The sequence below is a fragment of the Chryseobacterium sp. ON_d1 genome (genome assembly GCF_006829085.1).
Taxonomy (GTDB): Bacteria; Bacteroidota; Bacteroidia; order Flavobacteriales; family Weeksellaceae; genus Chryseobacterium.
The window spans coordinates 135,460-147,912 of sequence record NZ_BJTC01000002.1 but is presented as its reverse complement, the minus strand read 5'-3'; the positions used below and the strand labels follow the sequence as shown (position 1 = coordinate 147,912).

Annotated in this window: 15 protein-coding genes and 3 tRNA genes; 12 read left to right on the top strand and 6 right to left on the bottom strand. The window is 34.5% G+C overall.

All coding sequences use genetic code 11. The annotated features are described in order from the left end of the window. Positions 1-37 precede the first annotated feature (37 nt). A complete protein-coding gene (locus CRS_RS04030; protein WP_142722810.1) occupies positions 38-1,921 on the bottom strand; it encodes a M56 family metallopeptidase in 1,884 nt (627 codons plus the stop codon). Positions 1,922-1,926: 5 nt separating this feature from the next. Then, a complete protein-coding gene (locus CRS_RS04025) occupies positions 1,927-2,292 on the bottom strand; it encodes a BlaI/MecI/CopY family transcriptional regulator (protein WP_142722809.1) in 366 nt (121 codons plus the stop codon). Positions 2,293-2,627: 335 nt separating this feature from the next. Here CRS_RS04025 and CRS_RS04020 point away from each other — a divergent pair, with 335 nt between their 5' ends. Continuing rightward, positions 2,628-3,209, top strand: a complete 582-nt coding sequence (locus tag CRS_RS04020; protein ID WP_142722808.1) for a hypothetical protein — start codon at positions 2,628-2,630, stop codon at positions 3,207-3,209. Positions 3,210-3,487: 278 nt separating this feature from the next. Here the strand turns inward: CRS_RS04020 and CRS_RS04015 are convergent, their stop codons facing one another. After that, positions 3,488-3,943 carry a GNAT family N-acetyltransferase gene (locus CRS_RS04015; protein ID WP_142722807.1) on the bottom strand — a complete coding sequence of 152 codons (456 nt, stop codon included), beginning with the start codon at positions 3,941-3,943 and terminating at the stop codon, positions 3,488-3,490. 187 nt (positions 3,944-4,130) lie between these two features. Between CRS_RS04015 and CRS_RS04010 the strand changes: the two genes are divergently transcribed. From CRS_RS04010 to CRS_RS03995, 4 genes are all read left to right on the top strand, one after another. Continuing rightward, entirely contained in the window at positions 4,131-4,844 is a 714-nt protein-coding gene (locus tag CRS_RS04010) for a 2OG-Fe(II) oxygenase (protein WP_172616998.1), read from the top strand. A gap of 20 nt (positions 4,845-4,864) precedes the next feature. Continuing rightward, a complete protein-coding gene (locus tag CRS_RS04005) occupies positions 4,865-5,116 on the top strand; it encodes an Ada metal-binding domain-containing protein (RefSeq protein ID WP_142722806.1) in 252 nt (83 codons plus the stop codon). A gap of 124 nt (positions 5,117-5,240) precedes the next feature. Beyond that, a complete protein-coding gene (locus CRS_RS04000; RefSeq protein ID WP_142722804.1) occupies positions 5,241-6,071 on the top strand; it encodes a GLPGLI family protein in 831 nt (276 codons plus the stop codon). A gap of 30 nt (positions 6,072-6,101) precedes the next feature. Further along, positions 6,102-6,431 carry a hypothetical protein gene (locus CRS_RS03995; RefSeq protein WP_142722802.1) on the top strand — a complete coding sequence of 110 codons (330 nt, stop codon included), beginning with the start codon at positions 6,102-6,104 and terminating at the stop codon, positions 6,429-6,431. Positions 6,432-6,570: 139 nt separating this feature from the next. Here the strand turns inward: CRS_RS03995 and CRS_RS03990 are convergent. The 3 genes from CRS_RS03990 to CRS_RS03980 form a co-directional block, all read right to left on the bottom strand. Beyond that, positions 6,571-6,643: transfer RNA gene (locus CRS_RS03990), tRNA-Met, on the bottom strand. 38 nt (positions 6,644-6,681) lie between these two features. Continuing rightward, positions 6,682-6,754, bottom strand: a tRNA-Met gene (locus CRS_RS03985). A gap of 38 nt (positions 6,755-6,792) precedes the next feature. Then, positions 6,793-6,865 (bottom strand) — tRNA-Met (locus CRS_RS03980). Positions 6,866-6,966: 101 nt separating this feature from the next. Between CRS_RS03980 and CRS_RS03975 the strand changes: the two genes are divergently transcribed. The 7 genes from CRS_RS03975 (at position 6,967) to CRS_RS03945 (ending at position 12,445) form a co-directional block, all read left to right on the top strand. Further along, complete coding sequence (locus CRS_RS03975; RefSeq protein ID WP_142722801.1) at positions 6,967-7,578, top strand: L-threonylcarbamoyladenylate synthase; 612 nt, start codon at positions 6,967-6,969, stop codon at positions 7,576-7,578. A gap of 31 nt (positions 7,579-7,609) precedes the next feature. Further along, a complete protein-coding gene (locus CRS_RS03970) occupies positions 7,610-8,326 on the top strand; it encodes a CPBP family intramembrane glutamic endopeptidase (protein ID WP_142722800.1) in 717 nt (238 codons plus the stop codon). A gap of 5 nt (positions 8,327-8,331) precedes the next feature. Further along, the gene (yaaA, locus tag CRS_RS03965; RefSeq protein WP_142722799.1) at positions 8,332-9,090 is read left to right on the top strand and encodes a peroxide stress protein YaaA; all 759 of its coding nucleotides are present in this window, start codon (positions 8,332-8,334) and stop codon (positions 9,088-9,090) included. Then, positions 9,091-9,939: a peptide chain release factor N(5)-glutamine methyltransferase gene (prmC, locus tag CRS_RS03960; protein WP_142722798.1), complete on the top strand. Its 849-nt coding sequence runs from the start codon at positions 9,091-9,093 to the stop codon at positions 9,937-9,939. 28 nt (positions 9,940-9,967) lie between these two features. Beyond that, positions 9,968-10,990, top strand: a complete 1,023-nt coding sequence (locus tag CRS_RS03955; RefSeq protein ID WP_142722797.1) for a serine hydrolase — start codon at positions 9,968-9,970, stop codon at positions 10,988-10,990. Position 10,991: 1 nt separating this feature from the next. Beyond that, a complete protein-coding gene (locus CRS_RS03950; RefSeq protein ID WP_142722796.1) occupies positions 10,992-11,351 on the top strand; it encodes a DUF4180 domain-containing protein in 360 nt (119 codons plus the stop codon). Positions 11,352-11,872: 521 nt separating this feature from the next. Beyond that, positions 11,873-12,445, top strand: a complete 573-nt coding sequence (locus CRS_RS03945; RefSeq protein WP_142722795.1) for a hypothetical protein — start codon at positions 11,873-11,875, stop codon at positions 12,443-12,445. The last annotated feature ends 8 nt before the right edge of the window (positions 12,446-12,453 follow it).

Sequence of the window (12,453 nt, the reverse complement as noted above, 5' to 3'; positions counted from 1 at the left end):
CTTTGTCAATCTGAAACTGACAAAGCCTGATGGAACTTTATTTCTTTGTCTCAATTCTTATTTCTCCCTGTTTAAAATCTCCTTTTTTCTGAGTATTGACATTGACTCTTGATATATTATTGTTGTCTAATGAATTTACATCATCCCTGGAAGCTTCTTTCCCGTCAATATAGTACTTATATTTCACATCGTCATTACCACTTATTCTGAACTTTTTGACTCCATTCATGGCAATATTTCCGTTGCCATCCTTTTTAATGAAATCAGCATTCATTACAATTACATCAGGTGAGGCGTTGGTTACTTTAATAAAAGTACCATCTCTAAAGCTGATTGATCTTTTTTCTGCTTCCACACGGGCTTTTTCAACGTCTGTTCTTATTCTATCCGCATCAAACCTGATTTTATCTGCTTCAATTCTCGCTTTGTCTCCCTCTATTCTTGCTTTCTCTCCTTCCATTCTGGCTTTTGCTGCTTCTTTCATAGCATTTTTTGCTTCTGCCATTGCTTTACGTACTTCTTCTTTTTCTTTAGAACTAAGATCTTTATAGTAGACCGTATTATTGTTTTTAAAATAAACTACTTTCGGAGCTTTTGGAGCCTGAGGTTCAGCTGGTGCATTAGGTGCTGTGGGGGGAACGATGTGTTTTACAGCTCTTTCAGCTGCTCTTCCCGCTTTTTTAGCCGCTCTTTCTATTTTACGAAGTGCTTTCTTATCAAGAGGATCCATATTTTCAAGTTCCTTCATTTGATTTTTCCATTCAGCGGAATTGAAATATTCATCAACTTCAACTTTGGAAGCCATCTCTCCTATCTCTGATGCCAGGTTACTTATTTCTTCAATTTTATCACTGAAGGCATCACTTTCCGGATCCAATCCATCCAGCTCCTTCTCTTTTTCTTTTATCTTTTTTTCAAGCTCGGTCAATTTTGTATGATCTTCCGGTGATACAGATTTTAATCCTGTAATATTTCCCTGAACAGATTTTTCAGGTCTTACCGTATCTTTTTTGATTTCTGAAACTGCTTTTTTTATGGAAAGATTGGTTTCTTCAATTTCTCTGTTCTTTGCATTTACCAGATAAGCAAAAGCTACGGTAAATAACACCGGCAATGCAAGAATTCTTCGCGCATATCCGAACTTGGTTTTTGGTTTTTGTAACATTTTAAGTCTTTTTTTAAGGTTTGAACTTAGAAACGGACTGGCAGCAGGCAACTGTGTTCCGGAAAAGTGGCTTGCTAAAAGCATCTGCGCAAATGCTTTGGTGTCCGATTGCTGTACGGCTTTTTTATCAGCCAGGTACTCGTGGATGAGACTAATTTCTTTTTTGATGATATGAAAAAACGGATTGAACCAGAAAACAGAAGTAATAATCTCGATAAAAATCTTATCAAAGGAATGTTTCTGCTCAATATGTACCATCTCATGCTTTAAAATCTGTTTTCCTATATCAGAATGCAGGGTAATAGCATTCTTCCAGAAAAGATTCTTAAAGTATGAAAACGGGGCTTCGCTAAGATCTGTACGGTAAAAGTTGATCCCGTCAAAACTTTCTTTCTGAAACTCTTTTTTAAACTGCTGGATTTTGAAAATTCCATAGATCAGCTTCCCTAAAAAATAGAGAGAAACCAGTCCCAGAGCTGAAAAAATAAGGTTAAAATAAAGGTTACCATTGTCTATGTTTTTGTGTGTGTTAAAATTCTGAATCTTGTCAAGAAGCATATACATATCATTATTTACCTCTATCGTAAAATCGTCTACTCTGATGAGTGGCAGCAGCAGTGATATCACGATTGCAGCCAACAGATAAAATCTGTTATAATGATGGAATGTCTTGTCTTTTAAAGACAACTGATAGTACAAGAATGTTACACCCGAACATAAAATTGTTTTCCCAAAGTATAAAAGTATTGCTTCCATAGGTATTAGTCTTTCTTTTTGAGTTCATCCAATAACATCTCAAGGTCTTCTACCGTCATTTCATTTTTTTCTACCAGAAATGAAACGGCACTTTTGTAAGAGCCTTTAAAATAATTTTTCACAAGGCTTTTCATGGTCTTCCCGGAGTACTGTTCTTTTGAAACAAGTGGAAAATACTCATGTTGCCTTCCGTGTACACGATAGTCCACAAATTCTTTGTCTTTCAATACTTTTAAAATGGTAGAGACCGTATTGGTATGCGGTTTAGGATCCGGAAAAAGATCAAGAACATCCTTCAGGAATCCTTTTTCTATTTTCCATACATACTGCATTACCTGCTCTTCTGCTTTTGTTAAAGTCTGAATTTTCATATCCTGTTCATTTATCAATTATCGTGATATAAAGTCATCCAATTCTATATCACTAAGAAATTAGTTATACAAATGTAGAAATAAATTTGAATCAAACAACTATTTTTTTAGTGATAAACTCGCACAAAAATACAACACTCTGAAAATCAATAAAATAAAAATACATAAAATATATTAATTTTTTAAAGGAGAGAAAATATTAACTGTTTAATCCACAGAAAAAGAGTCATTTCAGGGATAAATTCTTAAAACTTGTTAAATTTTATTAAATAAAATTAAAATGAATTTGTTTTAACCGGGAAATTATATTTATTTTAGTGCTTTAAAAATTTCTCATGAAAAGATATAATTTATTGATTGTACTATTACTGCTTATTTTTAACGTTACTACAGCACAAAAGAAGGGTTCTCCTGCTGCTGATCTTAGCATACTAAAAGATACAAAATCAAAAATCGAAGCTACCGTTCCATTGGTTATCCAACATCTTCAGACGATTGCAACTAAAGAAGGAGATAATAATATTGTGAATAACGGAAAGATTGCTTTAGGTAAAGAATACGGCACTTTAGAATCTGAGTGGTTCTTATATAGAAACAATATGAAAAACTGTATCCTGAACAATTCCTCTAAAAAAGCTAAAAAATGTATGGAATACCATAACAATATGTTTAGAGGTACTATGATCAATTATAACAATTATATTACCAACCTTACAAGAAAGAACGGATACTTAGGCGTAGATGGTGATACTAAATTTGATTTTAAACCAGCTGATATCGCTACAAAATTAAACGAAGCTTACTTTAATGCCAATGATGCGGCAGGAAGAATGAAAGCTGATCAGAAAAGAGAATTTTTGGGACAGACCATGTCTGACGACAACAAGCTGGCTCCTTATGGCCAGCTGGCTCAATAAGATCTGGCGTTTTATAAAATAAAAAAAGAGAACTGTAATTACGGTTCTCTTTTTTGTTCGAAAAAGCAAAAAATCTCTGCCAGAAAAAGCAGTTTTGTGGTACTAATCATAAAACCCTTGGGGAAAAAGTAGAAAATTAGGCAGAGATTTTTTTGCATACACTCTACAGATCAACTGTCCTACCCATGATCTGTAAGAGCTTTACAAAAATAGGAGTAAGACCTTTATTGGCAGAAGAATGCCTGTAGAATTAAACGCTCACTACTGTAGAAGTAATACTACTTCCCCTGTTTCCACCAATGATAGTAATTATGCATTCCATCAAATTCGAATCCACAGCGTGGATATAATGTGTTTCCGATATTATTGGTCTTTTCTGTTTCAAGCATGAGTCCGCACGCTCCTGTTTCCTCGCACCATTGCTTGCTGCGATCAATCAATGCAACAGAAAGCCCTTTTCCTCTATAATCAGGATGAACAAACAAATCGCTTAACAGCCATTGTTTTTGCAGCTTAGTATAATGAAATAACTTATAAAGCTGAACAAATCCCACTGCTTTTCCATCTGTCACTGCAAGAAAAATATCAGATTCACTGTTCAAAAAGCGTTCTCTGAGAAAAACTTTTCCTTTTTCAACATCTGATTCCTGTCTGTAAAAAACACGGTAAAGATTGAATAATTCAGCTGTTTCATCAAGATCCTCAAGGCTTGCCTTTTTAATAATGTAATTCATTGTTATATATTTTTTATTAACAGCGCAAAAGTAGCCTTAACCATGACCACTCATATCATCCAGAATAATATTAAATCCATAGGCCAGACAGGTTTCTGATCTTTCTTATATCATACAATAAATACCGCATGTTTCGGATTGTATCGTCCTGAACAACTTCAGATTTTTGCAGAATAAAATGTAACCCGTGAAAAATATTGTTCATAAAATAAAAAATACAGACTGGCAAGACATTACAGAAACAATGCATCAAAACGGATATGCCCTCATTCCTGATCTGCTATCTGAAGATGAATGTGAAGCATTGAAGGCCAGCTATGACCATTCTGTTCTTTACCGCAAAACAGTAGTTATGGCCAGACATCGTTTCGGACTGGGAGAATATAAATATTTTACCTACCCATTACCTGAAATTATTCAAACCATCAGAACAACCATTTACCCTTATCTGGCTTCTATTGCCAATTCCTGGTTCAATGCCTTACATATTGATACTCAATTTCCTCTAGATCATCAGGAATTTTTACATCAGTGCCATGCTAACGGACAGCAGAAAGCCACTGTTTTAATTCTGAAATATGGAAAAAGCGGATTTAATACGCTGCATCAGGATTTATATGGAGAGATGTACTTTCCTATTCAAATTGTACTCATGCTCAGTGAACCTGAGAAAGATTTTACAGGTGGGGAATTTGTACTTACCCAACAGATTCCGCGGTCACAGTCAAAAGCTATTGTTTTAAAGCCTAAAAAGGGAGATGTCCTTATTTTCACTACTCAATTTAAACCGGAAAAAGGGACCAAAGGCTATTACAGAGTCAATATGAAACACGGTGTAAGTGAAATCAGAGAAGGAAACAGGTATGCGTTGGGAATTATTTTTCACGACGCTATAAGTTAATGGGCAGATTATCATCTACTATGATCCTACATTCCCACATATCACCTGAAAATTTAAGAAGTAAAATCCGCAGCATGGAAATATGTTTTGGAGGCAATAAAAAACTCAAGATTTACGGATTGTTAAACTGTAAATCAGGAAAAAGAATGAAAAAAGAAAACAGAATTTTCTTCACCAATGAAAAGGAAGCTTTGCAAAATAAATTCCGTCCTTGTGGCCACTGTATGAAAGAAGCGTATAAAAATTGGAAAAAGCACAATTACTGTAATTAAAAATCAAATTGATAATTTTTCAATATATATATCAAATGTCACCCTTGGCAGATAAGTTAACATAATAAAAAAATTATAAAAATCAGGTATTTTAAGTATATATAATATTAAAAAATTTGTATCATTGCACCATAATAACCATACCGACATCAACTTATTCATGATTAAGAAAGCTATATTCTCAATTGGATTTACTCTAAGCTTTATTTTACTTTCTGCTCAGACGGCAGCTAAACTGGAAGTTCGCTACAGTATGAAATTCATTCCCGACAGTACAAAAAAAAACAATGCTTCTTATGCCGAAGTAACTTTATTATGTAATGAAAACGAATCTCTTTACTATAGTCCTGATGCAAAAAAATATTATGACTATTTATATAAGAAAACAAGAGAAATGTCAGGAAATAAAATTGACTTAGGTTCTCTTCCAGCATATCCAAAAGTAAGAGGAAATGTTTATAGAAATGGAAGTACAATTACCGCAACACTGCCAGTAAGCAAATATAATTATTCATTTGAAGAACCCCAACTCAAATGGGAATTGTTGAAAGACACCAAAACAATTGATGGAATGAAATGTAATCTGGCTCAAACCACAACAGACACTGGCGACATTTTTTTTGCATGGTATACTCAGCAATATCCATTTTCAGAAGGCCCCTTCAGATTTAAAGGATTACCCGGTTTAATTATAAAATTGTATAATAAAAACAATACCATAGAAATCAATGCTTCTGAAATAAGACAGTCCTCCGAAATTATCGAACCTTTATCATTAGGACGCATCATAAAATTAAAATCGAAGGAGGAATTTTTAAAGGCACGTAAGACCTATTATGAAAATCCCAATATCAATTCATTAGGAGATGATATCATTATTAAAGATGATAGAGGAACAGACTATACCAAAAGAAGAAAGGATGAATTGAGCTCTCAGAATGTATTTTTAGACTAATAAAAACTTTTTTAATATAAATTTTTAACCATGAAAAAATTATTTTTATTTGGAGCATTATTAACTGCTTCATTAACATTTGCAAACACATTTGAAGTAAACAGCTTTGCCAGTAAAAAAGAAACTTTCACAAAAATTGAACAAATAACCAATGTTCAAAATGTTAGAGTTACTAAACTTTTTAAAGGGTATTACACTGTAGAGTTCGATTTACCTTGTGGAGGAGGCCATATGACAGTAACTTTTGCAAGTGAATTCCCTAATGAAGCTGGAAATCAAGGATTTATTGATGACTTAGCGAATGCTGTAAATAGCGGTGTATCACAAGGCTGTAAGTATAAAGCTGAATTCGGTTTATAATCTTATAGAAACGCCTTCGATTGAAGGCGTTTTTTATTTACTTTCCGCTATTTTCAAATATCAAATAGTAGATCACTCATAAAACAACAAACATAAAAAAATCGGTATAACAATAAGTCATACCGATTTCTCGTTTTAGTAGCGGGAACCGGACTCGAACCGATGACCTTCGGGTTATGAGCCCGACGAGCTACCTACTGCTCCATCCCGCGGTGTATTTTTAGAGTGCTTACCGAAAGCACTTGCTTAGTAGCGGGAACCGGACTCGAACCGATGACCTTCGGGTTATGAGCCCGACGAGCTACCTACTGCTCCATCCCGCGGTGTATTTTTTAGAGTGCCTACCGAAAGCACTACTTAGTAGCGGGAACCGGACTCGAACCGATGACCTTCGGGTTATGAGCCCGACGAGCTACCTACTGCTCCATCCCGCGATATTGGATTGCAAAGGTACGAATATTTTTTAAAAATCCTAATTTTTCTTTTAAATAAAGGACTTTTATGAAAACTATTTTATTATTTGTATCTTTGTTTTATGGCAAAAATATTAAAAATTTATCCGGACAACCCACAGGAAAATCTTGTGAATGAGGTTATTAAAACATTAAATAATGGCGGACTGATCATCTATCCTTCTGATACCATTTATGCTTTAGGCTGTAATATTTTTGACATCAAAGCCATGGAAAAACTGGCGCAGCTCAAAAAAACAAAGCTTGAGAAATCAAAATTCTCCATTATATGTAATGATCTAAGCCATCTTTCTGACTTTACAAGACCTATTGAAACTTCAGTTTTCAGGTTTCTGAAAAGTCATCTTCCAGGGCCCTTTACGTTCATTCTTGAAGCTAATAAAAGTCTGCCTTTAGCATATAAAGGTCATAAAACAATTGGTATCCGTGTTCCAGACCACCCGATTCCACAGCTGATTGTTGAAAAATTAGGACACCCTATTGCTTCCACTTCCATCAGAGACGATGACGAAATCATTGAATATTCTACCGATCCTGAACTTATTGCTGAAAAATATGATCACTTGGTAGATATTGTTATTGATTCAGGATATGGAGATAATGTAGCGTCAACTATTGTAGATCTTACCTCAGGAGAACCGGAAGTTATCCGTCAGGGAAAAGGTATTATTTAATTCTGATTAAGGTTCAGGCTTAAGCTTATATTTGAGAGATTGGATTATGGGGTTTATGGGGAAGTATTCTGTAGGAATTTTACTCACTTTTGTGCTTTTAGCTTCTGTGATGCTGTATGCTTTTCCTGCTGTCAGCATAATAACAGGAACAAAAGGAATTACCAGAGACAATTTTTTTCTCACCAGGGTTGCGATCTGGGGAGTTTTTCTTCTGATATTTCTATACAGTCTTTTTGTAGAAAAAGAGTCATTTTTATTAAAAAAAGAGAGCCCTTATCCCATAGCATTCTATATAAAAACAATCTTTTACTTATACCTCATCTGCTGTATTGGAGGAGCTGTTCTGAATGTGATGATACAGCTTTTGATTCAGGAAAAAGTAAGTGATAAACTTTTGGAACTTAACTTCATTTTTAAAAATGATTATTTTTTAATTATTTTTACATCCTTTACGGCAGGTACTGTAGAAGAATTTCTTATGCGTGGCTATATACAGCCCAGAATTGAACGAATTTACAACAGTCCGCTTGCGGGAATATTGGTATCGGCTATTCTGTTTGGGATCCTTCACAGTACTTATGGCACTATAAGCCAGGTGGTCATTCCTTTCTTTATTGGAGTTGCTTTTGCTATGTTTTATAAACTGTATTCCAATATTAAAATTCTGATCATCTGTCATTTTATGATTGACTTTATTTCCCTGATGGCCATGAATTTTATTGATATTAAACAATTATCTGTATTTTAAACATTATGAAAATTATAACATCCCCTGCAAAACTGATGAACGTAGAAAATTCAACAGACCTGTTGAGAACCACTACCCCGAAATTCATTGAAGATGCAGCCTATATACAAACTTATTTAAAAGAGAAGTCTCCAAAATATCTTTCCGAACTGATGGAAATATCAGCTAAACTGGCGGATGAAAACTGGGAAAGAAATCAAAAATGGAAATCCAAGCCTACTGCAAAAGAATCTGCTCCGGCCATGTTTGCTTTTACAGGAGAGGTTTACAGAGGGCTGGATGCCAAAACACTGGATAAAAATGCTGTAGATTACCTTCAGAAAAACTACAGAATCCTTTCCGGGCTTTACGGTTTACTGAAACCTTCGGATAAAGTAATGTTGTACAGGCTTGAAATGGGACGCCCTTTTGAATTTGAACAATACAAAAACCTTTATGAATTCTGGAGAGAAAAGATCACAGAACAGCTGAATTCCGAAATGAAAAAAGGAGAAATTCTTCTTCATCTTGCCAGCAATGAATACGGAAAAGTAGTTGACAGAAAAAAGCTGAACCACAAAGTGATTGATTTTGATTTTTACGAGTTGAAAGATGGAAAGTTAAAGACCATTGTGGTTTACACCAAACACGCAAGAGGCCTTGTGGTAAGATTCTGTGCAGAAACCAACGCCAAAACTCTGGAGGATGTAAAAGCCTTCAACTATGAAGGGTATAGAATTGATGAAGAGAAATCCACGGATACAAAACTGGTTTTTACAAGATAAATGACAATTTCAGCCTTTAAAAAATATTTCAAAGCAGAACTTTCCAGGCTTTATACAGAGTCGGAAAGTATGTTTTTATCGTCTTTGTTCATTCATCAGATAGTCGGTTTTGATAATTTTCAACAAAGAAGATCTGCCAATCAGGAACTTCTGACTGATGATGAAGAAAAACTTCGTCATCTTGTATCAGAACTCAAATCCGGAAAACCTTACCAGCAAATCCTGGGCGAAACAGAATTTTATGGAATGAAGTTTTTTGTGGATGAGAATGTATTGATCCCTCGTCCTGAAACGGAAGAACTATTGGAGATTGCTATCAGAGAGATCAGAAGTTCAGGGATTAAAGTTCAGGGATTAAAAATTTTAGACATTGGAACCGGGAGCGGGGTGATTCCTTTGGTTTTAAAAAAATACTTTCCGGAAGCCCATGTTTCATCTGTTGATTTTTCTGAAAAAGCCTTGAGTACTGCAAAAAAAAATGCAGAGCACCATCAGTTGGATATCAATTTCATCCATGCAGATTATCTCAATAATGAACTCACAGAAAACTATGATATCATCATTTCAAATCCTCCATACATCGGAATCGAAGAAGAGGTTGAAATTGCAGATTCAGTGAAAGAATTTGAACCTAAAATGGCTCTTTTCTCCCCTACTGCTGATGCTTTGATTTTTTACAGAAAAATTGCGGAAGACTCCAAAAAGCATCTGAAAGACGGAGGGTTGCTTTTTTTAGAAATCAATCAGAAACTGGGGTCCGAAACCCTGGAACTGTATCAGTATTTCTCTGATGCTCAATTATTGAAGGATTTATCTGAAAATGACCGGTTTATTTATGGGAGGAAATAAGTAATTTTGCTTCCATACACATAAACCTATGAAAACTCTGATATGGAATATTCTCACCGCTGTTTCACTGATTGTACAACTTGTATCCTGCAAACAGTATCCACAGGATGTTGTGAATAAATATTACAGTCAAGGAGAATTCAACGGTTCCGTTCTGATTGTGAAAAATGGTCAGATGGTATGTGATACTACTCTGGGATTCCGTAACATTGAAAAAGGGCTTAAAGCAGATAAAAATACTTCATTTTATATCGCATCGCTCAGTAAGTCATTTACGGCTATAGCAATTTTAATTTCAGAACAAAAGGGATTGTTGAAACTCGATGATAAAGCTTCTATGTTTGTTAACCTTCCTGAGTATGCTGAAAACGTTACGGTCAGACAGCTTTTACACCATACTTCCGGAATCAGAGACTATGAGAATTTGTTTTCGAAAAAGGGATTAACAAATCAGGATGTAATAAATTGGCTGTTTAATCTGAAAAATCTTGATTTCATTCCCGACAGTCAGTTTAAGTATAGCAACAGTGGATATATTATTCTTGCTCAGATTATCGAAAAGGTATCCGGGAAATCTTATCCGGATTTTATCCGTGAGCAGATTATCACTCCTCTAAAAATGAATAATACCTATGTGTATGAATCCAATACCGTTATTCAGAATAGAGCTTCAGGATATAATAAGCAGAAAAAACCTGATGATTATTCCATTCTGACAACCGGTGATGGTGGAATATACTCTACTCCTGAAGATCTTTATAAATTTGATCAGGCGTTACGAAACTATACTTTAATTAATAAAGAAAATACCATTATGATGTATTCTCCTTTTCAATTGACCAGCGGACAGACATCAAATTATGGGTTTGCGTGGTTCTTAGAGAATGAAAGTGGAGAGAAATCGGTTATGCATACAGGAGGACTGAATGGTTTCAAAGCTTTATTCTGGAGAGACCTGAAAAATAACAGCTGCATTATAGCTCTTACCAATCAGGGGGATGCATTTCCATTAGGTAATTTTTTACATGATATAAAAAAAACGATCCAATAAAATGATTATTCAATCTCACGAAATCAATAATACAAAAATTGCAGAAATTATATCTGATGATGTGATCATCCAGTCTGCACAGGATGGATTAGACCTGATGGGAAATATATATTATCAGGGATATGATAAAGTCATCCTTCATGAGAAAAATATTTCTCATGAGTTCTTTGATTTAAAAACAAAAATGGCTGGAGAAATTCTCCAGAAATTCTCAAACTATCGTATAGGTTTAGCCATTATAGGCAATTTCAGCAAATATGAAAGCAAGAGTATGAGAGATTTTATTTTTGAAAGTAATAAAACAAAACATGTGAATTTTGTTGAATCCCTGGAAGATGCTTTGGAAAAAATTTCTCAGTAATTACTTTGCGCTTCTTTTGTATCCCTCGAATAAACACTATTTTCTTTAATTCACCTTTCTATTTGCTATATTATACATATTAAAAAAATTTTATATATATTATTATATTGTCAAAATTTTAAATTAAAAAAATTAATTTAACTAATAAATAATGTTAAATTCAAAAACATCCTCGTAAAAACAGGATTTCCAGTGTTTTATTCATATATTTGCAGAAACACAAAGGATTATGAATTTCACTTACTTACTGGCATCTATTCACTATAACAGACAGCCTAACTCAATTTACTTTGACACTTTCAGATAAGACAGAGTGCTCTTTTTGAGGCATGCTTGTTATATCTGTCACTGGCTTTTGGACCTGAGAAACCATCATGCCGTTACAGCAGTACCATCATTATTCCAGTGAATTTCCGGAAATAATATTTCTCATTTGGCAGGAATGAAGCTGACTGGAAGTCATTTTAAAAAAACACAGCACAAAAAACATAAACACACAGATAAAAATTATTAAACTCATTATGATTAAAAAATTATTTCTACCAATTGTTTTGGTAAGTTCATTTTCATTTGCACAAGTAGGGATAAATACACCTACCCCTGATAACAGCGCAGCTCTTGATGTTTATAGTCAAAGTAAAGGAGTCCTGATACCAAGACTCACTACAGCCAAAAGAGATGCTATTTCCAATCCGGCCAACTCACTTCTTATCTATGATACTGATAAGAAATGCGTAAGCCAGAATATTGGAACCCCTGCCAAACCTGATTGGCTATGTATCAGTAGCAATGCTGTAAAAATGTTCTATATGCCAAGTGTCTCCTTCGATACTTCCACAACAGCTAATGGCCGGACTAAAGATCTGTATACTCTGTATAAAAATCAGTTTGGATCCCCAAAAGCAAAAAGTACCAGCGCTCCAGCCTCAATTCCGTTTTTCCCGTCAAGTAAAGATCTTTATTATTATGTAACGGATGCTGACCCCAATGTATTCAGTAATATTTCCATTTCTGATGACGGAGTAATGACATACGATGTGAAAGCAGCCGCTACAGACTGTTCTTTTATTAATATTGTTTTTGTGGTTAAATAATTTGAGTT